The following is a 25227-nucleotide window of genomic DNA, read 5'->3' on the forward strand; positions in this document are numbered from 1 at the left end:
GCGTATCCACGGCGAAGGGGATGAGGTAGCCGCATGACGCAGAAGCCACGAGCCGCCGACCCGGCCGACACCGGGTCGACGCCGGGTGGCTCCGCGCCCACGGAGCCGACCACCGGCGACAAGGAGCGGGTCGTCATCCGCAACAACCGCAAGCTCATCGACACGTCGGAGCCTGAGGGCACCGCCGCCGACGCCGAGACCGGCGTACCGGCCGAGGGCCTGGTCGAGGACGCCGAGGTGGTGGTCGACGAGATCGAGGTCGAGGTCAACGCCACCGACGGTCCGGAACCATCCGGCCCGGCGGTGGTGGACGCCCCGGCGCAGCCGGTCGACGGCGGCGGCACGGGCACCTCGCTCGGCGCCGAGCTGGAGGCGCTCCGGGCCGAGCTGGACGAGCGCACCAGGGATCTGCAGCGGGTGTCGGCGGAGTACGCCAACTACCGCAAGCGGGTCGACCGGGACCGCAGCCTGGTGCAGGAGCAGGCGACCGGCTCGGTTCTGGCCGCGCTGTTGCCGATCCTGGACGACCTGGACCGGGCCCGGGAACACGGCGACCTGGTCGGGCCGTTCGGCACGGTGGCGGAACAGCTCACCACCGCGCTGGGCAAGTTCGGCCTGAACGCCTTCGGCGAGCAGGGCGACCCGTTCGACCCGACCCGGCACGAGGCGGTCGCGCACCAGACCTCGGCCGACGTCAGCGAGCCGACCTGCGTCCAGGTCATGCGGCGCGGCTACCAGCTCGGTGAGCGGCTGCTGCGCCCCGCGCTGGTCGCGGTCGCGGATCCGGAATAGTGCGAGACAGTGACCGGGCCGTCCCGCCCACCGCGCAGCGGTGGGCGGGACGGCCGGGCCGCGAGGGTCGAGAGGGGGTGGACCGGTGAGTTCGAAGGACTGGATCGAGAAGGACTTCTACGCCGTGCTCGGCGTGGACAAGGCCGCCTCCGCGGATGACATCAAGAAGGCGTACCGCAAGGTGGCCCGGGAGTCGCACCCGGACCACAACCCGGGCGACCCGAAGGCCGAGGAGCGGTTCAAGGCCGCGTCCGAGGCCTACAACGTCCTGTCGGACACGGGTCGCCGTCGCGAGTACGACGAGATGCGCTCGCTGTTCGGCTCGGGGGCCTTCCGGCGCAGCGCCCGGGGCGGAGGCCAGCCGGGCGGCATGCCGTTCGACGTCTCCGACATGTTCGGCGGCGGTGGAGGCGGCGACCGTCGCTTCGGCGGAGCCGGCTTCCAGGACCTGTTCAGTTCGATCTTCACCGGTGGCCAGGCCGGTGGGCAGGCCGCACCGCGCGGTCCGGCCCGTGGTCGGGACGTCGAGACCGAGGTGGCACTGGACTTCGGTGACGCCGTACGCGGGGTGACGCTGCCCCTGACGCTGCGCGCCCCCGGAGTCTGCGAGACCTGCCACGGCAACGGGGCCAAGCCCGGCACCCAGCCGCGTACCTGCACGGTCTGCCACGGCGCCGGGGTGACCACCCGCGACCAGGGTGCGTTCAGCTTCTCCGAGCCGTGCCGCAACTGCCAGGGCGTCGGCACCGTGGTCGAGGAGAAGTGCCCGGAGTGCCAGGGCAGTGGCGGGGTCACCAAGACCCGCACCATGAACGTGCGGTTCCCGGCCGGGGTGGCCGACGGTCAGCGCATCCGGCTCGCCGGGCGCGGTGAGGCAGGCGAGCGCGGCGGCCCCGCTGGTGACCTCTTCGTGCAGGTCAAGGTTCGACCGGACGAGCTGTTCGGGCGTACCGGCGACGACCTGACGCTGTCCGTGCCGGTCACCTTCGCGGAGGCCGTGCTCGGCACGGACCTGCGGGTGCCCACGCTCGACGGCGCGGTGACCCTGCGGGTTCCGCCGGGGACGCCGAGCGGGCGGGTGCTGCGGGCCCGTGGCAAGGGTGTGGTCCGCCGCGACGGGCAGGCCGGTGACCTGCTGGTCACGTTGGACGTGGTGGTCCCGGCCCGACTGTCGGACGAGGCGCGCACTGCACTGGAGGCGTTCGCCGAGCAGAGCCCGCCGGCGGCCCGCGAACATCTCGACGCTCGGGTGCGTCGGGTCAGTTAGTCCGATGGAGTGGACGCGGAGGTGAGCGGCATGTCGGGCGAGTTCCTCGGTTCGGGTGACCCTGCCTACGAGGCCAAGGTTCTGATGATCTCGGTTGCGGCCCGGATGGCGGGGATGCACCCACAGACCCTGCGCCAGTACGACCGGCTGGGGCTGGTGCAGCCCGGCCGGGCCGCTGGTGGCGGCCGTCGGTACAGCGTGCGCGACGTGGTGCTGCTGCGCGAGGTCCAGCGGCTCAGTCAGGACGACGGGATCAACCTGGCCGGCGTCAAGCGGATCATCGGGCTGGAGCGGCTGCTGGAGCAGGCGCAGCAGCGGGTGGCCCGGCTGGAGGCGGAGCTGGACGCCGCGTACCGCCGGGTGGCCGAGCTGGAGTCGCTGGCCCGCTTCCCGGGTCGGGACCTGGTGCCGACCAACCGCACGTCCACCGCGCTGGTCGTCTGGCGACCCCGCCGCATGCCCGATCGCTGACCAACCGCTCACCCGGCGCTGTCTTTCGGCCCGGACCGTACCGGATTTCCCGGCGCGGTCCGGGCCGCTTCGGTTAGCCTGTCGATACGGTCCAATCGGCTTAATACGGACCTACCGGCATGGCGAGGGGGAGCGATGGCGGAGCCGGCGAAGAAGGTCGCCCAGCAGGCGGAAGACCGGTTGGAAGAACTGGCCGAGACCGTCCGCAAGAAGTTCGACAAGGTGACCGAGGGAACCTACCGGGACCGGGTCGTCGGAGGGCGGTTCGCCGGCCGGGACGACCACGGCGGCGAGAAGGACCGAGCCGAGACGGAACGGCAGCAGGACTGACCGGTAACCGACGTGCGGGCCGGGACCCACGGGGGGTCCCGGCCCGTTCGCGTCGCTGAGTGCGGGCCGGGACGCGGTGACGCCAGGCGGGGGTCCCGGCCCGTTCGCCGTCGTACTGAACCGACCTCAGCCGAGGCGGCGGTTCTCGCGGACCAGGCCGCCCTCGCACCAGTCCCGGTAGACGAAGAGATCCGGTCGGGCCAGCAGCACCCGGCCGTTGTGCGCCCAGATCTTCATCAGCTCGTCGCCCTCACGCTCGGCCTGTTCGACGAGCTTGCGGAAGCGACGCTTCGGGTGGGCGCGGAAGTTCGTCCGGATGCCGTCGGCCGCGTAGATGTAGAGGCAGTGCAACGCGAACCGCCGCGCCGGGCAGGACGGGTCCATCGCCAGCTCGAAGAGCGTCAACACCAGTCGATCGCCGGAGACCAGCAGGTCCCAGTCGGGCGGCATCGAAGCCAACGGCACAGAATCAGGCTGGTACGCCCAAGCTCGCAACTCCGCCGGACTCGGATCGACGGGGTTGGCGAAGCCGTGGAACGTCGATTCCTGCACGCTCACCGGCCAACCTTCCGCTCTCGCCCGCGTTTGGCTGCACTGCCTGCGGACCCTGGCTGCTGGGGCGAAACGGTAACCTGCCGTCGAGTGCTGCGGTAGTCCCCGTGGGGAGCAATTCAGCAACCGTTGGGGTCGGGGCTGCGCGGTCAGTCGTGGATCGGGACCGGTGCCGCCCGCTGGGCCGCCGCGCGGTTGCGCAGCCACCGCTTGAACCACGGGAAGTCCGGCAGCCGGGCGAGGATCGGCCCGGTCACCACGGTGATCAGGACGTACGTCGCGGCCAGCGCCGCCAACTGCGGCTCGACGCTCCCGGCGGCCACCGCGAGCCCGGCGATGACGATGGAGAACTCACCTCGGGGTACGAGTGCGAGGCCGGTCCGCCATCGGCCGGGTTCCGCGATGCCCACCCGACGCGCCGCGAGGTAGCCGGTGAGCGTCTTCGTCGCCATGGTGACCACGGCCAACGCGAGCGCCGGCAACAGCACCGGCGGGATGTCCCGTGGGTCGGTGACCAGGCCGAAGAAGACGAAGAACACAGCGGCGAACAGGTCCCGCAGGGGGGAGAGCAACTCGGTCGCGTGGTGCGCCACCGGGCCGGAGAGCGCGATGCCGACGAGGAACGCGCCGACCGCCGCCGACACCTGCAGCTTCGCCGCGAGCCCGGCGATCAGCAGGGTCAGACCGAGTACGCCGAGCAGCAGCGCCTCCGGGTCCTTCGCGGACAGGGCGGACGAGATGAGGTGGCCGTACCGGATGGCCACCACCAGCACCAGCAGCACCGTGCCCACCGCGACGGCGAGTGCGATGCCGCCGCCGAGCAGACCGGTGCCCGCCAGTACGGCGGTGACCAGCGGCAGGTAGAGCGCCATTGCCAGGTCCTCGATCACCAGGACCGAGAGGATCACCGGGGTTTCCCGGTTACCGAGTCGTCCCAGGTCGGCGAGGACCTTGGCGATCACGCCGGAGGAGGAGACCCAGGTGATGCCGCCGAGCACCAGGGCGGCCACCCAGTCCCAACCGAGCAGCAGGGCGAACGCCGCGCCGGGCAGCGCGTTGAAGACGCCGTCTATCAGCCCGGCGGGGGCCGCCGATCGGAGGTTGCCGACCAGCTCGTTGGCCGAATATTCCAGGCCGAGCATCACCAGCAGCAGGATGACGCCGATCTCGGCGCCGACCGCGAAGAACTCCTCGCTGGCGGCGAGCGGAAGCAGCCCGCCGTGCCCGAACGCCAGCCCGGCGAACAGGTAGAGAGGGATGGGGGACAGGCCTACCCGGCGGCTGAGCCGACCGAGGACGCCAAGCAGCAGCAGCAGCGCGCCGACTTCGACGAGCAGAGTGGTGGAATCGTGCATCCGCCTCAGCCGTCCGGGTCACTGTCGGCGAGGATGGCGGACACGCCGTCGAGACCCCGTCGGGTCCCGACAACGACCACCACGTCGCCGGCCGCGAAGCGGAAGGAGGGAAGTGGCGAGACGATGACTTCGCCTTCGCGAAGCACCGCCACGATGGAGGCGCTCGTGCGGGTACGCGCCTTGGTGTCGCCGAGCTTCCGGTTGACGTACGGCGACCCGGCCGTGATGGCGATCTGCTCGGTGAGCAGACCGGCCGCCTGCTCGCGCAGCCCGGAGAGCTGGCCGAGCATCAGCGACGCGCCGAGGATGTCGGCCAGGGCCTCAGCCTCGTCGTCGGTCAGCGGGATGTCCGACTGGCACGCGTCGGGATCGTCGGGGTCGTAGAGAACGAGATCACGGCGGCCATTGCGGTGGGAGACGACGCCCAAACGGCGTCCTGACTCCGTCACCAGATCGTGGCGTACCCCGATCCCGGGTAAGGCGGTCTGCTCGACACGTACTCGCACCCACCAAGGCTACCGCTTCGTGAACAGAACGCAGATCTTGGAAGCCCTCGGCCCTTCCGACCAGCCCCGACACGTCCAACAGGGCCGAGTGCGGGCGGTGCCCGCCCCCGGTGGAGCGGGCGCGGGCAACCGGAGTTGGTCGTGGTCAGCGGCGGCTGGCGAAGAACTCGCGGATGTCGGCGACCAGAACCTCGGTGGCCTGGTGGGCGGCGTAGTGACCGCCGACGTCACCGCGGCCGTCGACGTCGTTGTCGTACGCGGTCCACCGGACGATGTTCGCGTGGTCCCGATCGGCGAAGCGGCGGATGGACTGGAAGTCGCCGGGGAACATGGCCAGCGCGGTCGGCGCGGTGGTCGGCCCGGTCGGTGACTCCTCGGCGTGCGCGTCCTCCCAGTAGAACCGGATCGCGGACGCGGCCGTGCCGGTGAACCAGTAGAGCGCCACGTTGGCCAGGATGAAGTCCGCGTCCAGGCTCTCGTCGAAGAGTTGCGCGTTCCAGGCGAGCAGCCCGACCGGGGAGTCGGCCAGCGCGAACGCCAGGGTCTGTGGCTGCTGGCTGTGCACCTGGTTGAAGGAGAACTTGTTCTCGTAGAACCACTGGAGGTGCTGGAGCGCCGCCTGATCCGCCTCGGACAGCCCGGCGAACTCGGCCGGGTCGCCGGAGGGGAATGAGAAGAGCTGGGTGACGTGGACGCCGAGCACGTGGTCCCGGTCGATCCGGCCCAGCTCCGGCGCGACCATCGAGCCGGCGTCGTTGCCGACCGCGCCGTAGCTGGCGTACCCCAGGCGGTTCATCAGCTCGGCCCAGGCGCGGGCCGTGCGGTGCCGGTTCCACCCGGCGCTGCGGGTCGGGCCGGAGAGGCCGAAGCCGGGCAGCGATGGGATGACCACGTGGAAGGCCGGCGCGTCCGGGTCGGTCGGCTCGGTGAGCGGGGCGATCACGTCGAGGTATTCCAGCACCGAGCCTGGCCAGCCGTGGGTGAGCACCAGCGGGGTGGCGTCCGGCCGGGTCGACCGGACGTGCAGGAAGTGGATCTGCTCGCCGTCGATCTCGGTGACGAACTGCGGGTGGGCGTTCAGGCGGGCCTCGACGACGCGCCAGTCGAAGCCGTCCCGCCACCGGTCGGCGAGGGCGCGGACCCGGTCGCTGCTCATCCCGTACGAGTCGCCGGTGCCGGGCAGGTCGGCGGGCCAGACGGTGCGGCCCAGCCGGTCGGCCAGGTCGTCGAGTGCGGTCTGCGGGATCTCGACGCGGAACGGGCGGATCGCAGTGCCGGTCATCTGAAGCTCCTTCGGAACGGAATGTTTCGTTCTGCAATCAGCGTAGCAGACCGGAATGATCCGTTCCACTGGTAGTCTGAGGTCATGCCGAATCCCCCCGGAAAGACGCTGGCCGGCCGCCGCGCCCAGGCCGCCCGCAACGACGAGGTCATCCTCGAAGCCGCCCGCGCGGTCTTCCTGGACGACCCGAAGGCGCCGATCGCCGCCGTCGCCGAACGCGCGGGTGTCGGCATCAGTGCCCTCTACCGGAGGTACGCGGGCAAGGAGGACCTGCTGCGCCAGCTCTGCCATGACGGGTTGCGCCGGTACGTCGCCGCAGCCGAGGCCGCCCTCGCCGAGCCGGACGACTGGGCCGCGTTCAGCGCCTTCCTGACCCAGGTGGTCGACGCCGACGTGCACTCGCTCACCGTCCACCTGGCCGGCATGTTCACTCCGACCGAGGAGATGGGTCGGGACGCGACGCGCGCCAACGAGTTGGCCACCGCCCTGTTCGAGCGGGCCCGCGCCAGCGGGCGGCTGCGGCCGGACGCGGTCGTGCAGGATCTGGGGTTGCTGCTGGAGGCGTGCGCCGCGGTGCGCGTACCCGATTCGGAGCGCACCGGGCAGTTGCGCCGACGCCAGCTCGCCGTGCTGCTGGCGGGTCTGTCCACCGGGCCGGCCACAGACCCGCTCCCCGGCCCGGCGCCCGCGGCAGGAGAGTTCGACTGGCGGTGGCGTCGCCGGGAGTGATGGGCATCACGCGCTAAGGTTGAGCGGAATACGCTCAACTCTGGTTGTGTCCAACTCAGTGGACAACGCCGATCCGGGGGAGCCCATGAATACCGAAAAACTCACCACCAAGAGCCGCGAGACCATCACGGGCGCCGTCGCGCTGGCCAACCAGCGTGGCCACGCCACAGTGGAGCCCTGGCACCTGCTGCTGGCACTGCTGGACACCGACGGCTCGACCGCCACCGGTCTGCTGCGCGCCGTCGGGGCCGACCCGACCGAGCTGCGCCGGGCCGCCCAGCGCGCGGTCGACGGCCTTCCCGCCGCTCGCGGCTCCAGCCTCGCCGAGCCGACCCTGGCTCGGGAGTTCGTCAACGCCATCGGCGCCGCCGAGCAGATCGCCCGACCGTTGGGCGACGAGTACACCTCCACCGAGCACCTGCTCGCCGGCCTGGCCCGGGTGGGCGGCGCGGTGTCCGGTGCGCTGAAGACGGCCGGTGCCACCGAGGACGCCCTGGTCGCGGCCTTCCCGACCGTGCGGGGTGGCGACCGGCGGGTCACCACCGCCGACCCGGAGCAGACCTATCAGGCCCTGACCAAGTACGGCGTCGACCTCACCGCCAGCGCCCGGGACGGCAAGATCGACCCGGTCATCGGCCGTGACTCCGAGATCCGCCGGGTCATCCAGGTGCTCTCCCGGCGTACGAAGAACAACCCGGTGCTGATCGGTGAGCCCGGCGTCGGCAAGACCGCGATCGTCGAGGGGCTGGCCCAGCGGATCGTCACCGGTGACGTGCCCGAGTCGCTGCGCGACAAGAAGCTGATCTCGCTCGACCTTGGCGCGATGGTCGCCGGTGCGCAGTACCGGGGGCAGTTCGAGGAGCGGCTCAAGTCCGTCCTGGAGGAGATCAAGAACTCCAACGGGCAGGTGATCACCTTCCTCGACGAGCTGCACACCGTGGTCGGCGCCGGAAAGGGCGAGGGCTCGATGGACGCCGGCAACATGCTGAAGCCGATGCTGGCCCGTGGTGAGCTGCGGATGGTGGGCGCCACCACGCTGGACGAGTACCGCGAGCACGTCGAGAAGGACCCGGCTCTGGAGCGCCGTTTCCAGCCGGTGCTGGTCGGCGAGCCGACGATCGAGGACACCATCGGCATCCTGCGGGGGCTCAAGGAGCGCTACGAGGTGCACCACGGCGTACGGATCACCGACGCCGCGCTGGTCGCCGCCGCGACACTGTCGGACCGCTACATCACCGACCGGTTCCTGCCGGACAAGGCGATCGACCTGGTCGACGAGTCCGCGTCCCGGCTCCGGATGGAGATCGACTCCCGGCCGGTCGAGGTGGACGAGATCGAGCGGGCGGTCCGCCGGTTGGAGATCGAGGAAATGGCGCTGGCCAAGGAGCCGGACGCCGCCTCCGCCGAGCGGCTGGAGCGGTTGCGCAAGGAGCTGGCCGACAAGCGCGAGCAGCTCACTGTGCTCTCCGAGCGCTGGCAGACGGAGAAGAGCCACATCACCAAGCTCTCCACCGCGAAGGAGGAGCTGGAGCGCCTCGGCGGTGAGGCCGAGCGGGCCGAGCGCGACGGCGAGCTGGAGCGCGCCGCCGAGCTGCGCTACGGCCGCATCCCCGCCCTCAAGGTCGAGCTGAAGCAGGCCGCGGAGGAGCTGGCCCAGCTCCAGGCCGACGGCGCCATGCTCAAGGAGGAGGTCGGCGCGGACGACATCGCCGCGGTGGTCGCCTCCTGGACCGGCATCCCCGCCGGCCGCCTGCTCGAAGGCGAGACGGCCAAGCTGCTGCGGATGGAGGAGTCACTGGGCGGCCGGGTGGTCGGCCAGGCCGAGGCGGTCGGCGCGGTCTCCGACGCGGTACGCCGTGCACGGGCCGGAATCGCCGACCCGGATCGCCCGACCGGCAGCTTCCTCTTTCTCGGCCCCACGGGTGTCGGCAAGACGGAGCTGGCCAAGGCCCTCGCCGAGTTCCTCTTCGACGACGAGCGGGCGATGGTCCGCATCGACATGAGCGAGTACGGCGAGAAGCACTCGGTCGCCCGACTGGTGGGCGCCCCGCCCGGCTACGTCGGCTACACCGAGGGCGGCCAGCTCACCGAGGCGGTGCGCCGCAGGCCGTACTCGGTGATCCTGCTGGACGAGGTGGAGAAGGCCCACCCGGACGTCTTCGACGTGCTGCTCCAGGTGCTCGACGACGGTCGGCTCACCGACGGCCAGGGCCGCACTGTGGACTTCCGCAACGCCATCCTGGTCCTCACGTCCAACCTCGGGTCTTCGATGATCAGCGACCTGACCCTGGCCGAGGAGCAGCGCCGGGAGGGCGTCCTCGCCGTGGTGCGGTCGCACTTCAAGCCGGAGTTCCTCAACCGGCTGGACGACATCGTGGTCTTCGCCTCGCTGCTGGGCGACGATCTGCGTTCGATCGTCGACATCCAGTTGGACCGGATGCGGCGGCGGTTGGCCGACCGCAGGCTCGGCCTGGAGATCACCGATGCCGCTCGGGACTGGCTCGCCGAGCACGGCTACGACCCGATCTACGGCGCTCGCCCGCTGCGTCGCCTGATCCAGACGGCAATCGGCGACCAGCTTGCCAAGGCGCTCCTGTCCGGCCAGATCCGCGACGGCGAAACGGTGAAGGTGGACCGCGCCACCGAAACCAACACCCTCTCCGTAACCGCCGCCTGATCCGTCGCACCCGGGCCGATCCCGCCTCCGCAGGCGGGGTCGGCCCGACACGTTCTCCGCCCCCACCGACACTCCGCCGGGACGCTGCGTAGCTGCCGCATCACCAGAAAATGATTTGTTTCCCCAGGTGCGCGGGGTTGTTACCGTTCCCGCCGACGCACTTGGGGAGGTGGTCGGCATGAATGGTCCTGTGGCGTACCTGGTAACGACGCTGGGGTGTCTGATCGGAGTCGCCGGGGTCGTGGTGGCGGTGGTGGCGGTACGCAAGGGCCGTAAGGCCGCCCGGCCGGCGGCACCCGCCGACCCGTTCCGGGACACCGACAGCGACGCGCTCCGCGGCGACCCGCGCAGGCTCAAGCCCGGCGACATCGTCGAGATCCGCCGGGTGTCGTACGCGGTCCGGGGCTCGGTGCATCTGAATGAGGGCGGCTGGGGCTGGGCCGAGCACCTGCTGGACACCGTCGAGGGCGACAAGCGCTGGCTCTCCGTGGAGGAGGACCCGGACCTGGAGCTGGTGCTCTGGACCGCCGAGCCGGCCGCCACGATCACCCCGGGTGCATCCACCCTCGACTTTGCCGGCCGCCGCTACGCCTCGGAGGAGTCCGGTCAGGCCCGCTTCACGGCCACCGGCAGCACCGGCCTCGACCCCAGTGGCACCCTTCGATACCACGACTACCGGTCCCAGGGCGGCGAACGGCTCTCCTTCGAGGCGTACGGCCAGGCCGGCTGGGAGGTCGCCCGGGGCGAGCAGTTGCACCGCGCCGACGTGATGGTTTACCCGCAGGCCGGACCGGAGGCCAGCTGACGTGTTGGTGAGCCTCCACACCCCGTACGTCGACACCTGCGCCGCCGACTTGAGCCTGGCACTCGGTGGGCTGGAGCGGCCCGCGTTGCACGTCCACGACCTCACGCTGCCCGGGGAGGTCCGGCTGCGGCTGCGCCTGCTCGGCGCGTCCCACCAGGTCGTACTGGCCGAACCCGGTGGTGCGGCCGGACTCACCGAGACGGTCGCCTGCCTGCCTGGTCGGCCGCCGCACCTGCCCGGCGCCCTGCATGACGAGGCGGCCGGCTACCGCTTCACCGCCAGCGTGCTGCGCCCCGCCGACGGCGAGTTGCACACCCGGATCGCCGGGCTCCGCGCCGACCTGGCCGACGACCCGTACGCCCTGGTCGGAGTCTTTCCCGGTGACCCGGACGCGGTCACCGCGCTGGCCGTACGCACCGACCTGCCGCACGGGTCGGTCGGCTGGCGTACCTGGCACGCGTACCCCCAGACCAATGAGCTGGTCCTGACCGAGACGGTGGTGGCACTGCGATGACGTACCGACGCTGGTTCGTGGTGGGCGCGGCGGTGGCCGTGGTCGGCGTGCTGGTCGCGGCCTTCGCGCTCGTCAACGGCACCTTCTCCCCGCGCGCCTACGTGCAGGACAGGTACTCGCGAGCGGCCAGCCGGGACATCGGCCGGCAAGCAACCGCGTACACCTCGTCCAAGTCACCGACCACTGTCGCCAAGGAACTGACCGACGCGTGGAAGCCGTCCGACCGGTACGCCGACAGCAGCGGCGTCTACCTGCGCTACGACGACGACTCGGTGGTGATCCTGCCGATCGCCGCCGGCTCGGTGATCCTGCTCGAGGACATGGACACCGCTCACCCCCGCTACCACTCGACCGTCGGGTCGTACTGGGGCTGGGGACGCGGCAGCAGCGTTCGGGGCGGCGGCCCCGGCACCGGCAAGTAGCCCGACACCCGACCCCTTCACCTGGAGCCCCTCCGTGCAGAACCTCGTCACCGATCTGCTGGCCACCCTCGCCTTCGGCGCGGTCGGCGTCGTCCTCATGGGCGTCGGCTACGCGCTGGTCGACCTGACCACTCCTGGCAAGCTCCACGAACTGATCTGGACCGAGCGCAACCGCAACGCGGCGCTGCTGCTCGCGTCCAACCTGCTCGGCGTCGGCACCATCGTGGTCGCGGCGATCGTCGCCAGCGACGACGACTTCGCCCTGGGGCTGGTCGGCGCGGCGGCGTACGGGATCGTCGGCCTGGTCATCATGGCCGCCGCGTTCCTGCTGCTCGACGCGGTGACCCCCGGCCGGCTCGGCGAGCTGCTGGTCGACCCGGAGCCGCACCCCGCCGTGTGGGTGTCGGCCGTGGTGCACCTGGCCACCGGCGCGATCATCGCCGCCGCGATCCTCTGATGGCCGGGGGTCCGCGACCGGGCGGTGCCGGCCGGCCGTACCCGGGGCGGTCATGAGCACCGGGGCACCGCCGGTGGTCGACAGCGGCACCGACGCCCGACCGCACTGGCGGCTGGCCCGCGCGGCGGTGCTGCTCGCGGTCTTCGTCTGCGCCGCCTGCGGGCTGGTCTACGAGCTGGCCCTGGTCGCGCTCGGCAGCTACCTGATCGGCGACACCGTCGGGCAGGCGTCGATCGTGCTCGGCGTGATGGTCTTCGCGATGGGGGTCGGCGCGCTGGTCGCGAAGCCGTTGCAGCCCCGGGCCGCCGCCGCGTTCGCGGTGATCGAACTGACCCTGGCCCTGCTCGGTGGTCTGTCCGTGCTCGGCCTCTACGCCGCCTTCGCCTGGCTCGACCTGTACGGCCCGGCGCTGGTCGGCACCGCCTTCGTGCTGGGCCTGCTGATCGGCGCGGAGATTCCACTGCTGATGGTGATGCTGCAGCGCATCCGCGAGCAGGCCGCCGGCAGTGCGGTGGCCGACCTGTTCGCCGCCGACTACGTCGGCGCGCTGCTCGGCGGGCTCGCCTTCCCGTTCCTGTTGATCCCCGTCTTCGGCCAGCTCAAGGGTGCCCTGGTGGTCGGCGCGGTGAACGCGGTGGCCGGCCTCGCCCTGGTCTGCACGGTGTTCCGGAGGGAGCTGAGCCGCCGGGCCCGGCTCGTCCTCGGCGCCGGCTCTGTCGTGGTCGCGCTCTGCCTGGGGTACGCCTGGGTGACCGCCGCCGACTTCGAGGTGACCGCCCGGCAGCAGCTCTACCGGGACCCCGTGGTGTACGCCGAACGCTCCCGTTATCAGGAGATCGTGCTGACCCGGTCGGTGCGGGAGGTTGGCCACGCCGACACCGACCTGCGGTTGTTCCTCAACGGTGATCTCCAGTTCAGCTCGGTCGACGAGTACCGCTACCACGAGGCGCTGGTGCATCCGGCGATGCGCGGCCCGCGCGGTGACGTCCTGGTTCTCGGTGCTGGCGACGGCCTCGCCGTCCGGGAGATCCTGCGGTACCCGGACGTCCGGCGGGTGACAGTGGTCGACCTCGACCCGGCGGTGGTGGCCCTGGCCAGCACCGTGCCGCAGCTGCGGGCGCTCAACGGCGGCTCGCTCGACGACCCCCGCGTACGGGTGCTGAACACTGACGCGTTCGGCTGGCTGCGTACCGCCGCCGAGCGCTTCGACGTGGTGGTCGCCGACCTGCCCGACCCGGACGAGACGGCCACCGCCAAGCTCTACACCGTCGAGTTCTACGCGTTGATCAGGTCGGTGCTCGCCGAGCAGGGACGGCTGGTGGTGCAGTCCGGCTCGCCATACTTCGCGCCCCGCTCATACTGGTCGATCGATGCGTCGGTGCGGGAAGCCGGCTTCGCCACCGTGCCGTACCACGTCGACGTGCCGTCCTTCGGCGACTGGGGGTTCCTGCTGGCCACGGCGGGAACCGTCCCGCCGGTGCTGGAACTGCCGGCCGACGCGCTCCGGCTGCGTTTCCTCGACCCGGGCGTGCTGCGGGCGGCGGCGGTCTTTCCCGCCGACCGCGCTCGTCTGAACGTGCCCCCCAGCACCCTCCTCCAACCGAGGGTCCTCGACTACGCCCGCACGGAGTGGCGCGGCTACTGACCCCATCATCTGGCGCCAGAACACGGTGGCTGTGTCAGGAGAGAGTCCGCTCATGGCGCAAACCTCTTGACTAACGGGGTGGAGTGGGTGCGAACGGGGAAAGGGTGGAGGCATGTTTGGGATGCGCAAGGCTTGGGAGCGCGAATTGGGCGCGGCCGTCGACGAGTTGGTGGCGGCTGACACGCTCGCCTTCGGTGGGGTGGGAATCGCGGGCAAGCTGTTGCCGGTGACCGAGGCATACCAACGGGTCGAGGCCGCCATCGACGACCACCCCGAGGAGGTACGCCGGCAGCTCGACCGCGTGCTCGCCGACGGCACACCCGCCGGCCGGGCGTACGCGGCGACGCTGCTGGAGCGGATCGACCCGGCGGCGGCCCGAGCGGCCTGGACGTCGCTGCGCGACGACCCGAGCGAGTTCACCACCTTCGTCGGCTGCGTGATGGACCGCGAAACCATCGGGAACTACGCCACCCAGCGCCTCGCTGCGGCGTGAGTCATCCGCCATCAACGTGCGAGGGTGCACACCGGGCGACACCACGGGTGCCGTCGGTAGCTGAGCTGTCCGTCACGGTACGGGTCCGGATCGTGCCTGCGGTTGTTACCGTCTGCGCCGACGTACCTGGGGAGGTGGTCGGGTGAGCGGGTCAGCGGTGTACCTGGTGGTGGCCCTTGCCGTACTCGTGGCGGTCGTGGTTGTGATCATCGTGCGGGCCCGGCTGCGAGCCGCGGCCCGGCCCGACGGCACGCTGCCACCCGGCCGTGCGGCGGGGACGCCGGACGACGGACCGCTCCGCCTGACCCTGGGCGACCGGGTGCGGATCCAGGACCGGGAGTACGTGGTGAGTGGCACGGTCCGACTGGTCGAGGGGGACTGGAGCTGGGTGCAGCACCTGCTCGACGACGACTCCGGCACCCGTCACCGGCTCTCCGTGGAGGACGGCCCGGAACTGGAGCTGGTGCTCTGGACGGCCGAGCCGGGCGCGACAGTCACCCCGGGGGCCCCGACCATCGACCTCGGCGGCCGGCGGTACACGTGGGCCGAGACAGGGCAGGCCCGCTACACCGCCACCGCGGAGACCGGGCTGCCGTCGGCCGGGACGATGCGCTACCACGACTACCAGTCGGGTGGCGCCGCGCGGCTCTCCTTCGAGGCGTACGGCGAAGAGGGCTGGCGGGTCGCCCGAGGTGACCTTCTCGACCCCGCCGACCTGACGATCCATCCCACGTCCGAGGAGCACTGAGCCGAACCGGGCGGGACGCGCGGGGTCGACACGGCATGCCGAACTGGCTTGTTGTCGATACGGTGTGGTCGCGATCTTAGGGAAGGAGAATCGTGGTCGATTCCCAGAGCACGCCGGCCCGTCAGCGGCCATCCATTGTGTCGATTTCCAGCTACCTGCTCTTCCTGTTCCTGGCGTGCCAGGTGATCAGTCTGATCATCACGCTCAGCACCATCGGTAAGACGCGCGACGCCCTTCGTGACGCGTACGCGGGCAGCAACGTCGAGAACGCCGATCAGGTGGGTGACGTCTTCTACGCCATCGGCCTCGGCAGCGCCATTCTGGTGCTGTTGCTCGCGGTCGTGCTGGGCGTTCTGGCCCTCTTCAACAACCAGGGCCGCAACGGCGCCCGGATCACCACCTGGATCGTCGGCGGCATCATGGTCTGCTGCGTGGGTGGTGGCCTGCTCAGCAACGCGGCCGGTGGTTTCACCGCCGGTGGAGAGACCGGCGCCAACGGGCCGAGCAGTGAAGAGGTCCAGCGCCGGTTGGAGGAGGCCCTGCCCTCCTGGGCCACCGCGGTGAGCCTGCTGCTCGGCGTGATCAGCCTGATCTCGCTGCTCGCGGCGCTGATCCTGCTGGCGATGCCGAAGGCGAACGCGTTCTTCCGCAAGCCGACCGCGGCGTGGGAGCCGCCGACCCCGGGCGCCAGCTACCAGGCCCCGGGTCAGCCCGGTTACCCGCAGGCCCCGGGTCAGCCCGGTTACCCGCAGTCGTCCGGTGAGCCGGGCTACCCGCAGTCGAGTGGGGAGCCGAGCTACCCGCCGCCGCCGGGCACGAACCGGCCGGACGACACGCCGCCCGCGGACCGTCCGGGGTCAACCCCGCCGTCGACGAGTTGATCGACAGATAAGCACGACGCCGACGATCCCTCCGAGTAGGTTGCAACCCGACGCCTACCGGAGGGATTCGTCGTGTCGTACCCGGAATCGGCACCGGCCCGCCGGCCCGCCGTCGTCCTGATGGCTGCGGGCGTGCTGCTGGTGATGGCGGTCGCCGCGCTCGCGTACGCCGTGGTCGACCTGGTGGTGCTGGGCGGGACGGTCGACGCGTTCCGCACCGCCGCCCGGGACACCTCGGCCAGCCCGGAGCAGATCGACGACGTGGTGACCCTGCTCCGCGCGTCCGCGGTGCTGTCTGCGGTGGTGGCCGCCCTCTCCGCGCCGGTGCTCGCCGGCCTGGCCCTGGGGCTGCTGGCCGGTCGCAACGGCGTACGGGTTGCCACCTGGGTGGTCAGTGGGCTTGGCCTGCTCGCCGGCTGTTGCAGCGTGGCGGTGCTGATCGGCGAACGAGCCGCACCACTGCAACTCGGCTCCGGTGAGCAGGCTGTCGCCGAGTTGCTGGGGCTGATCGGCGACGCGTACCCGTCGTGGTGGATTCCGCTCAACGCCGGGCTTTCCGTCGCGCAGGGCCTCGGTTACCTTGTAGTAGCTACGCTGCTGGCCCTGCCGGCGGCGAACGCCTGGTTCGGTCGCCACCGCTCGACCGCGCCGACCGTCCCATCCGCACCACCGGCGTTTCCGCATGCCCCGCACCAGCCGCCGCCCGCACCCCCGTACCCGCCCAGGTGAGGACCACCCCGTGACGCTCGACCCCACGACTGCCGAGCGCCGGGCCCTGATCACCGGGGCCACCGCAGGCATCGGCGCGGCGTTCACCCGGCGGCTGGCCGCCGACGGCTGGCATCTGGTGCTGGTCGCCCGTGACGCGGCCCGGCTGACCGAGCTGGCCACCGAGTTGGGTTCCACCTACGGCCGCCCCGTGGAGACGATCCCGGCGGATCTGTCCACCGACGACGGCTGCGCGGTCGTGGAGCGGCGAATCGCCGACGGCAGCCCCGTGCACCTGCTCGTCAACAACGCCGGCATCAGCCTCAACAAACCGTTCCTGCGCTCCACGGCAGAGGACGAGGCGCGGCTGTTGCGGCTCAACGTGCACGCGGTCATGCGGCTGACCCTGGCGGCGTTGCGACCGATGACCGAACGGCGGAATGGGGCAGTGATAAATGTCTCTTCGGTCGCCGGTTTCGGCACGGCGATGCCCGGCTCGACCTACTCGGCCAGCAAGGCGTGGGTCACCAACTTCAGCGAGTCCGTAGGCCTTTCGGCGCGCCCGTTCGGCGTCCGGGTGATGGCCCTCTGCCCCGGCTACACCCGCACCGAGTTCCACCAACGAGCCGGCATCAACATGTCCAAGACGCCCGAGTGGCTGTGGCTCCGCGCCGAGGATGTGGTCGACGAAGCCCTGCGTGACCTGCGCAAAGGCAAGATGGTCAGCGTCCCGGCATGGAAGTACAAGATGGTCGTCGCCGGCATGCGGCACGCCCCCCGCCGACTGCTCCAGGCCGTCGCGCGGGACACCCGCGGCCGGATCGGTCGCGACGAGCACTGAGCCTCGACCGGCCCACCAGGCCCCGTAGGTCGTTGGGGCGGTGCTGGCGCGCCGCTATCGGGCCAGTTGCTGAGCGTAGTCGAACATCGCCAACCATCGGTCCCCCGCCGGGCTGATCAGGGTGGACCCCACACACGGCGTTCAGACTTGCGCAGTAACCTCTATCGCCATGGGGGACCACGACGACCTGCGCAAATTCATTACCGACCTGGCTGTGGTCCACGGACGGGTCGTGCTCTCCTCGGGGCGCGAGGCAGACTGGTACGTGGATCTGCGGCGCGTCACGCTCCATCACCAGGCCGCTCCTCTGGTCGGCCGGGTGTTGCTCGACCTCACCGCCGACTGGGAGTACGACGCCGTTGGCGGCCTCACTCTGGGCGCGGATCCTGTCGCGCTCTCGATGCTGCATGCCGCCGCTCCGACCGGTCGGGCCCTGGACGCCTTTGTGGTGCGCAAGGCGGGCAAGGCCCACGGTCTGCAACGGCGGATCGAAGGACCGGAGGTGGCCGGCCGTCGGGTGTTGGCGGTGGAGGATACGTCCACGACAGGCGGAAGTGTGTTGACCGCTGTCGAGGCACTTCGTGAGGCCGGGGCGGAAGTTGTAGGCGTGGCGGTTATTGTTGATCGAGGCGCCGGCGACGCGGTGCGAGCCGCCGGATTGCCATACCGGGCGGCCTATACGTTGGCTGACCTCGGCCTTGTGGCGTAAAAGTTTGCCGATTCGGATCTGCTGATATGCAGGCGGATCGATGCTGCTGGTGGAAGGATGGAATACGTGGGAACTGCGTTGGCCGAAATGACTATGCCTCAGATCTCGCCGCTAAACGGCGAGCCGATCGAACGTGCCGATGCCGAGCGTCTCGCCGGGGTCCTCAAGGCCCTTGCTGATCCTGCTCGGTTGCGGCTGCTCAGCCTGATCCAGTCGGCCCCCGAGGGCGAGGCGTGCGTCTGTGACCTGACGGCGCCGCTCGGCCTCTCTCAGCCGACGGTCAGTCATCACCTGCGCATCCTCACCGAGGCTGGCTTGCTGCAGCGGGAGAAGCGCGGTGTCTGGGCGTACTACAGCCTGGTCCCGAGTGCGATCGCGACGATCGCCGACCTGCTGACCCCGCCGCGTAAGCGGGCCACCAAGAAGGCCCGCTGACGTAGGCACTGCACGCCGTCCCGCGCCGGGACGGCGTCCGGTGGCGAGCCAGGGGTGGCGCCATCGGTGAGTAACACCTGCTCGTCCCCGGCCGCACCGCCGGAGGCCGGGTCCGACATGCCGACGGCCGACCCCCGCACCAGGGGGCCGGCCGTCGTCGTCGTACCAGGACGTCAGCGGTCCTGGCCGTGCTCCGGTCGATGGCGGCCGTGCTGGTGTCCGTCGTGGTCGAACGCCTCGCGGGCTGCCTCCACCGCGCCTGCGGCGCTGGCCGCGGCAATTACCGCAACCGCCTCGCCACGCTTGCGGGCGCGCCGGTCGCGGAGGAACTCGAAGAAGATCGGCAGCACCGAGATCACGATGATCAGGGCCACCACCGGCAGGATGTAGTGGTCGATCTTGTCGCCGATGGCCTGGTAGATCTGCTCGGCCAGCAGGTAGCCGATCAGCAGGATGCCGTCCACCCAGAGCACCGCACCGACGATGTTCCAGAGCAGGAACTGCCGGGCCGGCATGCCGAGTGCACCCGCGACCGGGTTGAGGAACGTCCGGACGATCGGGATGAAGCGCGCCAGCACCACGGCCTTCGCCGGGCCGAACTTCTGGAAGTAGTACTCGGCCTTCTCGACGTACTCCTTCTTGAAGAGTCGGGAGTTCGGCCGCTCGAACATCGGCCGGCCGTACCGGGCACCGAGCCAGTGCCCCAACTGGGCGCCGACGATCGCGCAGATCGGCCCACCGATCAGCAGGCCGGCCAGCGAGAGCCGCGTGCCGTCGCCGAAGATCGCGTCCGCCACCGGCGACGAGGCCACGCCGGCGAGGAACAGCAGCGAGTCGCCGGGGAAGAAGAAGCCCACCAGCAGGCCGGTCTCGGCGAAGAGGATCACCCACACGCCGATCAGCCCGAAGGTCTGCAACAGCTCCTTGGGGTCGAGCGGGTTCAGGGCGACGCTCTCCACGAGAGCGCGGGTCTGCTCAGCTGTGTCCACGGCCACAAAGGGTACCGAAGCCCGGGCCTCCGGCCGCGCCGGACCGGCACCTCGCCACCCGCCGGCGCAATACCCGTGTGCAGGGGTCCGAACGGCTCGACCGATGTCGCGCCGTGGGCCCGGGCGCGCCTCCCGCGCCTCGCCTCGACTGATCAGTGCAATGTTTCCCGGGTCCGCAGCCGTCGTCAGGGGCAGGAGACCCGGGAGGTGCGGTGACGTACGAGGAGTTCGTGGACACGCGGCTGGCCCCGCTGCTGCGGTACGCGGTGATGCTGACCGGCGATCCGCACCAGGCCCAGGATCTCGTTCAGGAAACCATGGTCCGGGTCCAGCTCAACTGGCGTCGGGTCGCCCGGGCGGACTCACCCGAGCGATACGTGCGCCGGATGCTCACCAACCAGTACGTCGACTGGCGGCGCGGCTCCTGGGTCCGCCGGGTGCTGCTGCGCGGAGAGCCCGACGCGACGGTGCCGGTGACCACCGACCACGCCCAGTCCGCCGTGGACCGGGACCAGATCTGGTCCTGGCTGTCCCGGCTGCCGCGTCGGCAGCGGGCCGCCCTGGTGCTGCGCTACTACGAGGACCTGCCCGACGCCGAGATCGCCGACATCCTCGGCTGCGCCGTCGGGACCGTACGTTCGTCCATCTCCCGGGCCCTCGCCACGCTCCGGGCCGAGTACGTGGAGGCGTGAACATGATTGAGGACGACCTGCGTGCCGCCTTCACCCGGCACGAGCCACTGACACCACCGACGGGCCCGCTGCGGGTCGCGATCGACCGGCTGGCGACGCGTCGGCGGCAGCTTCGCCGACGCTGGCAGGCTGGCGGAACGGCCTTGGCCGTGCTCGGCGTACTGGGCATCGGGGTGCCTCTGTTCACCCCGGAGCGCGCCGGGCCGCCGCAGGCCGACCTGATCGGCGCGACGGATCGGCCGGTGGCGACGGGCGCGGTGAACGTTCTGCTGGTCGGCATCGACAACCGGGGGTCCGTCCCGCCGTTGGCCGACTCGGTGCTGCTGCTGCACATCCCGGCCGACCGCAGCCGCCCGTACCTGGTCTCACTGCCCCGCGACCTGAAGGTGCCGATCCCCGGCCACGGCACCGACAAGCTGAACGCGGCGTTTCCGTTCGGCGCGGGCCACTCTCCACCGGATCTGACCAAGGGTTACGAGCTGACCCGGCAGACGGTGGCGAAGCTGACCGGCCTCCGCATCGACACGGGTGTGGTGTTGACGTACGCGACTCTGCGCACGCTGACCAACGAGGTTGGCGGTGTGCCGGTCTGCCTGCCCGAGCGGGTGCAGTCGGTCCACACCCGGCGGGTCTTCCCGGCCGCGTGCCAACGCCTCGACGGTGCCGCCGCGGCCGACCTGCTCCGCCAGCGGTACGGGCTGCCCGACGGCAGCCAGGGCCGGGACCGCAACGCCCGGATCTTCGCGGCCGGGCTGGTCCGTTCGGCCTCCGACCAGGGTGTGCTCACGAATCCGGTACGACTCGCCAAGCTGCTGGGGGCCGTCGGTCCGGACCTCGCCGTGTCACCGGGGCAGGCCACCATGCTGGACCTGATGCGGCTCGTCCCGACACTGCGATCGGTGGACCCGGTCGGGCTCAGTCTGCCAGTCGGCGACCCCACCGGGCCCAGTCGCTTCGTGCAGGCCGACCCGCAGCTCGCCCCGGAGTTCCTGACCGCACTGCGCGAGGATCGGCTCGGCGACTGGGTGGCCCGTCACCCCGAACAGGTCAACCCCGCCCGGTGATGGCGACCTGCCGCGAGGTCAGCGGTAGTCGTCCTCGTCACCGGTGACCACCCGGGCCTGCTCCATCGCGTCCCAGTCGTCGACCTCGAGGCCGCGCTGGGGCTCGCCGTCGGCGTCGGCGGGGCCGACCACCGTGGCCTGCTCGACCGCGTCGGCCGAATCGGCCTCGGGGTCGCGCTCGTCCGGGGCGAGGTGGTCGCCGGGAATGAAGTCCTCGTCGGGCTGACCCATCGTCCCTCCCGGGGTCTCGGGGCACGGTTCCCACCCACCGTACGGGTTGCGTCGGCGCCGCGCTCGGAAGCGGAGTAGGCGGAATCAGCCCTCGACGACGCGACCCGATGCCAGGATGGTGCCGTGGGCTTCCTCATTCGACTGGCGATCACCGCGGTCGCTCTGTGGATAACCACCCTGATCGTGCCCGGTGTCGACGTGCACGGTCGCTCGGGTGGCAACACCGCGCTCACCCTGATCGTGGTGGCGCTGATCTTCGGCGTGATCAACGCCGTGCTGAAGCCGTTGATCAAGGTCGTCGGCTGCGTGTTCTACCTGCTGACCCTGGGCCTGTTCGCGCTCGTGGTCAACGCCCTGCTGTTCCTGCTCACCGACCGGATCGCCCGCGGGCTCGACCTGCCGTTCCAGGTGGACGGTTTCTGGGCCGCGTTCTGGGGAGCCATCGTGATGACAGTGGTCACCTGGCTGATCAGCGTCATCGTGCCGGACAACCTGGACCGCCGGTGAACGGCTGACACCCGGGTCGGTTGTTCCGGCGCACCTCACCTACGGGATACTGCCGGGCGGAGGACAGCGCGGTCCGGCGCACAAATGAACAACAGCGGCCAGCACGGCCGAGAGTGGTAAGTAAGGAGCGTCAACATGCCCATCGCTTCCCCCGAGGCTTACGCGGAGATGCTGGACCGCGCCAAGGCTGGCCGGTACGCGTACCCCGCGATCAACGTGACCTCCTCCCAGACGCTGAACGCGGCGCTCAAGGGCTTCGCCGACGCGGAGAGCGACGGCATCATCCAGGTCTCCACCGGTGGCGCCGAGTACCTCTCCGGCCCGTCGATCAAGGACATGGTCACCGGCGCGGTGGCGTTCGCCGCGTACGCGCACGAGGTCGCCAAGAAGTACTCGGTGAACATCGCCCTGCACACCGACCACTGCCCGAAGGACAAGCTGGACGGGTTCGTGCGTCCGCTCATGGGCATCTCGCAGGAGCGGGTGAAGCGCGGCGAGGAGCCGCTGTACCAGTCGCACATGTGGGACGGTTCGGCCGTGCCGGTCGCGGAGAACCTGGAGATCGCCGCCCAGCTCCTCGACGAGGCCGCCAAGGCCAAGATCGTCCTTGAGATCGAGGTCGGTGTCGTCGGTGGCGAGGAGGATGGCGTCGAGAACGCCATCAACGACAAGCTCTACACCACCACCGATGACGGCCTGGCCATGGTCGAGGCGCTCGGCCTGGGCGAGAAGGGCCGCTACATGGCGGCGCTGACCTTCGGCAACGTGCACGGCGTCTACAAGCCGGGCAACGTCAAGCTGCGTCCGGAGATCCTCAAGCAGATCCAGGACGCCGTCGGCGCCAAGTACGGCAAGGACAAGCCGCTCAGCCTGGTCTTCCACGGCGGCTCGGGGTCCCTGCTGAGCGAGATCCGCGAGGCCCTGGACTACGGCGTGGTGAAGATGAACATCGACACCGACACCCAGTACGCCTTCACCCGGCCCGTCGTGGACCACATGCTGCGCAACTACGACGGCGTGCTGAAGATCGACGGCGAGGTCGGCAACAAGAAGCAGTACGACCCGCGTGCCTGGGGCAAGGCCGCCGAGGCTGGCCTGGCCGCCCGGGTCGTCGAGGCGTGCGAGCACCTTCGCTCCACCGGCACCACGATGACCAAGTAACGACGTACCACCGACGGCCGGCTTCCCCTCGCGGGGAGCCGGCCGTCGTCGTTCAGGCGGTGAGCAGGTGGACGGCCTCGCGTACGTCGTCGGTGAGGTGGATCGTCGCCGACAGGTCACCAAACGGGGACGCGGCCAGCAGCGGACGCAACAGCGCCTCCACCGGCAACTCCACGGTCCAGTACGCGCGGTCCAGGAAGATGTACGCGCCGCTGGCCCCGTCGGTGCCGTAATAGGTCTTGGTGGCCGCCTGGAACACCTCCTGCACCGTGCCCGCCCGCCCCGGCGCGAAGACGATGCCGCCCCGGGCGAGTCGCAGGATGGTGTCCTCCCGGATCGCGTTGGAGAAGTACTTGGCGATCCGCCCGGCGAACAGGTTCGCCGGCTCGTGCCCGTACAGCCAGGTCGGGATGGCCAGCCCACCGGCTCGCGCCCAGCCCAGGTCGTCGCCACGCTGACGGGGAACGCTCGCGTACCGCTGCCGGACCGTCAACGCGGTGGCCGTGTACAGGTGGTGGTCGGTGAAGTCCGGTGCGGTGGCCAGCAGGTCGATCGCCGCCGTCACGTCGGTCGCCGGCCGGTCCGCCAGGTAGGCGCCGAGGTTCGCCGCCTCCATCACCCCGGGACCGCCGCCGGTCACCACCAGGCGGTCGGCCCGCGCCAGCTCCCAACCCAGCACTGCCGCCATCCGGTACGCGGGACTGCCGCGCCGCACCGCGTGCCCACCCATGATGCCCACCACCGACTGCGGCCCGTGCCCGACCAGCCAGGCGCGGGTGGCGTCGGCCAACGCGTTGTCCACGCCGTGGTCGTGCAGCCGCTGACCCAGCGCCTCCTTGACGTCCGGCAGCGCGCCGCCGTGCGCCCGGTAGTGGTCGTACACCCGGGTGTCGTACATCCCGGTGAACCCACCCTCGGCGAACCCCTCGGCCAGTTCCTCCGGGGTGTAGAGGTGTGTCGGCTGGGTCGGGTACGGCAGCCCCGAGAACGGCGGCACCACGTTGGCGCCGCGTCGGACCAGGTCGGCGCCGACATCCCGGGACGCGAAGCGGCAGCCCACGAAGAGGGTGCCGGCGACGTCGACGCCGGTCAGGTCGGGCACCGGTGCGAGGTCGAGACGCAGGCCCTGCACGGTCAGCCCGCTCAGTCGGCCGGCGGCCAGTTGGCGGTCGAACTCGTCCCGGGTCTGGATCTCGCCCGCGTGCAGGTGCGGCTCGATGACGTCCGCAGGAGGTGGGGTCGGCACCGGGCCATCCTGCCCCCGCACCGGGTGCGGCCAAACCTCGGGCCCCTTGGTGAAACGACAGGAGCCCGGTGGTCGTGGCCACCGGGCTCCTGCGTTACCGGTTCCTGGGGAGGCTCCGGACCATTAGTTGTAGTGGAAAACACCTGGCAGCGGCATAGGCCGCAGGCGTGACCAACTCCTCAGCCGTTCAGCGGAACGTGTCGGCCGACCCGCTCGCGTGTCGCCCTGTCCAGCGGGTTGAATGGGGCGATGCAGAACCTTTTGCCAGAGCCACCGGCCACCCGCCTGCCCGCGAACAACGAGGCCGACGCCGCCCTGGCTGCCGCCGAGGAGGCCGGCACCGATGAGGCGTTCGCCAGCGTGGCGGCCGGCTTTCCCACCTACAGCGCGGCCTGGGCGGAGCTCGCGGCCCGGTCCTTCGCGCAGGGCCAGGTCGTGACCGCGTACGCCTACGCGCGCACCGGCTACCACCGGGGCCTCGACCAGCTGCGCCGCAGCGGGTGGAAGGGGCACGGCCCGGTGCCGTGGTCGAACGAGCCCAACCGGGGCTTCCTCCGCTGCCTCTACGTGCTGTCCCGAGCTGCGGACGAGATCGGCGAGGCCGACGAGGCAGCCCGCTGCGCGCAGTTCCTGCGTGACTGCGACCCGGCGGCGGCGGACGCGCTCGCGAGCAACTGAGCCCGATCCGACGGCCGGCCCGACATCGGGCCGGCCGTCG

At 70.9% G+C, this 25227-nt stretch carries 30 protein-coding genes; 23 read left to right on the forward strand and 7 right to left on the reverse strand.

The features are described from left to right. Window positions 1–33: 33 nt before the first annotated feature. The 4 genes from grpE to GA0070619_RS28700 all read left to right on the forward strand — a co-directional run bounded on the left by grpE (window position 34) and on the right by GA0070619_RS28700 (window position 2860). A complete protein-coding gene (gene grpE, locus GA0070619_RS28685) occupies window positions 34–792 on the forward strand; it encodes a nucleotide exchange factor GrpE (protein WP_088950901.1) in 759 nt (252 codons plus the stop codon). Window positions 793–877: 85 nt separating this feature from the next. Further along, the gene (gene dnaJ / locus GA0070619_RS28690) at window positions 878–2059 is read left to right on the forward strand and encodes a molecular chaperone DnaJ (RefSeq protein WP_088950902.1); all 1182 of its coding nucleotides are present in this window, start codon (window positions 878–880) and stop codon (window positions 2057–2059) included. Window positions 2060–2089: 30 nt separating this feature from the next. Next, window positions 2090–2530, forward strand: coding sequence for a heat shock protein transcriptional repressor HspR (locus GA0070619_RS28695; RefSeq protein WP_088952117.1), 441 nt, complete (start codon window positions 2090–2092; stop codon window positions 2528–2530). A gap of 135 nt (window positions 2531–2665) precedes the next feature. Next, window positions 2666–2860 carry a hypothetical protein gene (locus GA0070619_RS28700; RefSeq protein WP_088950903.1) on the forward strand — a complete coding sequence of 65 codons (195 nt, stop codon included), beginning with the start codon at window positions 2666–2668 and terminating at the stop codon, window positions 2858–2860. Between the two features lie 126 nt (window positions 2861–2986). Here GA0070619_RS28700 and GA0070619_RS28705 read toward each other — a convergent pair whose 3' ends face one another. The 4 genes from GA0070619_RS28705 to GA0070619_RS28720 form a co-directional block, all read right to left on the reverse strand. Next, window positions 2987–3418: a hypothetical protein gene (locus tag GA0070619_RS28705; RefSeq protein WP_088950904.1), complete on the reverse strand. Its 432-nt coding sequence runs from the start codon at window positions 3416–3418 to the stop codon at window positions 2987–2989. 143 nt (window positions 3419–3561) lie between these two features. Beyond that, entirely contained in the window at window positions 3562–4767 is a 1206-nt protein-coding gene (locus GA0070619_RS28710) for a cation:proton antiporter (protein ID WP_088950905.1), read from the reverse strand. Window positions 4768–4772: 5 nt separating this feature from the next. Beyond that, entirely contained in the window at window positions 4773–5273 is a 501-nt protein-coding gene (locus GA0070619_RS28715) for a cation:proton antiporter regulatory subunit (protein ID WP_030332098.1), read from the reverse strand. Between the two features lie 145 nt (window positions 5274–5418). Beyond that, window positions 5419–6555, reverse strand: a complete 1137-nt coding sequence (locus tag GA0070619_RS28720) for an epoxide hydrolase family protein (protein ID WP_088950906.1) — start codon at window positions 6553–6555, stop codon at window positions 5419–5421. Window positions 6556–6639: 84 nt separating this feature from the next. On the opposite strand from GA0070619_RS28720, the gene GA0070619_RS28725 reads away from it, so the two are divergent. The 14 genes from GA0070619_RS28725 (at window position 6640) to GA0070619_RS28790 (ending at window position 18619) form a co-directional block, all read left to right on the forward strand. Continuing rightward, a complete protein-coding gene (locus GA0070619_RS28725; protein ID WP_088950907.1) occupies window positions 6640–7284 on the forward strand; it encodes a TetR/AcrR family transcriptional regulator in 645 nt (214 codons plus the stop codon). Between the two features lie 85 nt (window positions 7285–7369). Beyond that, on the forward strand, window positions 7370–9961 hold the full coding sequence (gene clpB / locus GA0070619_RS28730; protein WP_088950908.1) for an ATP-dependent chaperone ClpB: 2592 nt from the start codon (window positions 7370–7372) through the stop codon (window positions 9959–9961). A gap of 178 nt (window positions 9962–10139) precedes the next feature. Next, window positions 10140–10766: a DUF4178 domain-containing protein gene (locus GA0070619_RS28735; protein ID WP_088952118.1), complete on the forward strand. Its 627-nt coding sequence runs from the start codon at window positions 10140–10142 to the stop codon at window positions 10764–10766. A 1-nt stretch (window position 10767) separates the two neighbouring features. Further along, window positions 10768–11280, forward strand: coding sequence for a DUF2617 family protein (locus GA0070619_RS28740; RefSeq protein WP_088950909.1), 513 nt, complete (start codon window positions 10768–10770; stop codon window positions 11278–11280). Then, complete coding sequence (locus GA0070619_RS28745) at window positions 11277–11702, forward strand: DUF4247 domain-containing protein (RefSeq protein ID WP_088950910.1); 426 nt, start codon at window positions 11277–11279, stop codon at window positions 11700–11702. Before GA0070619_RS28740 ends, GA0070619_RS28745 begins: the two co-directional genes overlap by 4 nt. 34 nt (window positions 11703–11736) lie before the next feature. Next, window positions 11737–12159 (forward strand): DUF350 domain-containing protein, encoded by a 423-nt coding sequence (locus GA0070619_RS28750; RefSeq protein WP_088950911.1) that lies wholly within the window; start codon window positions 11737–11739, stop codon window positions 12157–12159. Window positions 12160–12211: 52 nt separating this feature from the next. Further along, complete coding sequence (locus GA0070619_RS28755; protein ID WP_088950912.1) at window positions 12212–13804, forward strand: polyamine aminopropyltransferase; 1593 nt, start codon at window positions 12212–12214, stop codon at window positions 13802–13804. A 112-nt stretch (window positions 13805–13916) separates the two neighbouring features. Then, on the forward strand, window positions 13917–14297 hold the full coding sequence (locus GA0070619_RS28760; RefSeq protein WP_088950913.1) for a hypothetical protein: 381 nt from the start codon (window positions 13917–13919) through the stop codon (window positions 14295–14297). 142 nt (window positions 14298–14439) lie between these two features. Then, on the forward strand, window positions 14440–15045 hold the full coding sequence (locus GA0070619_RS28765; RefSeq protein WP_088950914.1) for a DUF4178 domain-containing protein: 606 nt from the start codon (window positions 14440–14442) through the stop codon (window positions 15043–15045). Window positions 15046–15137: 92 nt separating this feature from the next. Then, a complete protein-coding gene (locus GA0070619_RS28770; protein ID WP_088950915.1) occupies window positions 15138–15926 on the forward strand; it encodes a hypothetical protein in 789 nt (262 codons plus the stop codon). A gap of 72 nt (window positions 15927–15998) precedes the next feature. Beyond that, entirely contained in the window at window positions 15999–16655 is a 657-nt protein-coding gene (locus tag GA0070619_RS28775) for a hypothetical protein (protein WP_088950916.1), read from the forward strand. Window positions 16656–16665: 10 nt separating this feature from the next. Further along, window positions 16666–17475, forward strand: a complete 810-nt coding sequence (locus GA0070619_RS28780; protein ID WP_210791942.1) for an SDR family NAD(P)-dependent oxidoreductase — start codon at window positions 16666–16668, stop codon at window positions 17473–17475. Between the two features lie 169 nt (window positions 17476–17644). Further along, entirely contained in the window at window positions 17645–18184 is a 540-nt protein-coding gene (gene pyrE, locus GA0070619_RS28785) for an orotate phosphoribosyltransferase (protein WP_088950918.1), read from the forward strand. A 57-nt stretch (window positions 18185–18241) separates the two neighbouring features. Next, a complete protein-coding gene (locus tag GA0070619_RS28790) occupies window positions 18242–18619 on the forward strand; it encodes an ArsR/SmtB family transcription factor (RefSeq protein ID WP_030332125.1) in 378 nt (125 codons plus the stop codon). 173 nt (window positions 18620–18792) lie between these two features. Here the strand turns inward: GA0070619_RS28790 and GA0070619_RS28795 are convergent, their stop codons facing one another. Then, window positions 18793–19614, reverse strand: a complete 822-nt coding sequence (locus GA0070619_RS28795) for a DedA family protein (protein WP_088950919.1) — start codon at window positions 19612–19614, stop codon at window positions 18793–18795. 206 nt (window positions 19615–19820) lie between these two features. On the opposite strand from GA0070619_RS28795, the gene GA0070619_RS28800 reads away from it, so the two are divergent. After that, complete coding sequence (locus GA0070619_RS28800) at window positions 19821–20300, forward strand: SigE family RNA polymerase sigma factor (RefSeq protein WP_088950920.1); 480 nt, start codon at window positions 19821–19823, stop codon at window positions 20298–20300. Between the two features lie 2 nt (window positions 20301–20302). Next, window positions 20303–21364, forward strand: a complete 1062-nt coding sequence (locus GA0070619_RS28805; protein ID WP_088950921.1) for an LCP family protein — start codon at window positions 20303–20305, stop codon at window positions 21362–21364. An 18-nt stretch (window positions 21365–21382) separates the two neighbouring features. On the opposite strand, the gene GA0070619_RS28810 is transcribed toward GA0070619_RS28805, so the two are convergent. Then, window positions 21383–21595, reverse strand: coding sequence for a hypothetical protein (locus GA0070619_RS28810; protein WP_088950922.1), 213 nt, complete (start codon window positions 21593–21595; stop codon window positions 21383–21385). 123 nt (window positions 21596–21718) lie between these two features. Here GA0070619_RS28810 and GA0070619_RS28815 point away from each other — a divergent pair, with 123 nt between their 5' ends. Both GA0070619_RS28815 and fbaA read left to right on the forward strand, forming a co-directional pair. After that, the gene (locus GA0070619_RS28815) at window positions 21719–22102 is read left to right on the forward strand and encodes a phage holin family protein (RefSeq protein WP_088950923.1); all 384 of its coding nucleotides are present in this window, start codon (window positions 21719–21721) and stop codon (window positions 22100–22102) included. A gap of 135 nt (window positions 22103–22237) precedes the next feature. Beyond that, the gene (gene fbaA, locus GA0070619_RS28820; protein ID WP_088950924.1) at window positions 22238–23263 is read left to right on the forward strand and encodes a class II fructose-bisphosphate aldolase; all 1026 of its coding nucleotides are present in this window, start codon (window positions 22238–22240) and stop codon (window positions 23261–23263) included. 52 nt (window positions 23264–23315) lie between these two features. On the opposite strand, the gene GA0070619_RS28825 is transcribed toward fbaA, so the two are convergent. Further along, window positions 23316–24509: an LOG family protein gene (locus tag GA0070619_RS28825; protein ID WP_172862138.1), complete on the reverse strand. Its 1194-nt coding sequence runs from the start codon at window positions 24507–24509 to the stop codon at window positions 23316–23318. Between the two features lie 249 nt (window positions 24510–24758). On the opposite strand from GA0070619_RS28825, the gene GA0070619_RS28830 reads away from it, so the two are divergent. Beyond that, window positions 24759–25187 (forward strand): DUF3151 domain-containing protein, encoded by a 429-nt coding sequence (locus GA0070619_RS28830; protein ID WP_088950926.1) that lies wholly within the window; start codon window positions 24759–24761, stop codon window positions 25185–25187. Window positions 25188–25227 lie beyond the last annotated feature (40 nt).

The organism is Micromonospora zamorensis, from assembly GCF_900090275.1.
In the GTDB taxonomy this organism is placed as follows: Bacteria; Actinomycetota; Actinomycetes; order Mycobacteriales; family Micromonosporaceae; genus Micromonospora; species Micromonospora zamorensis.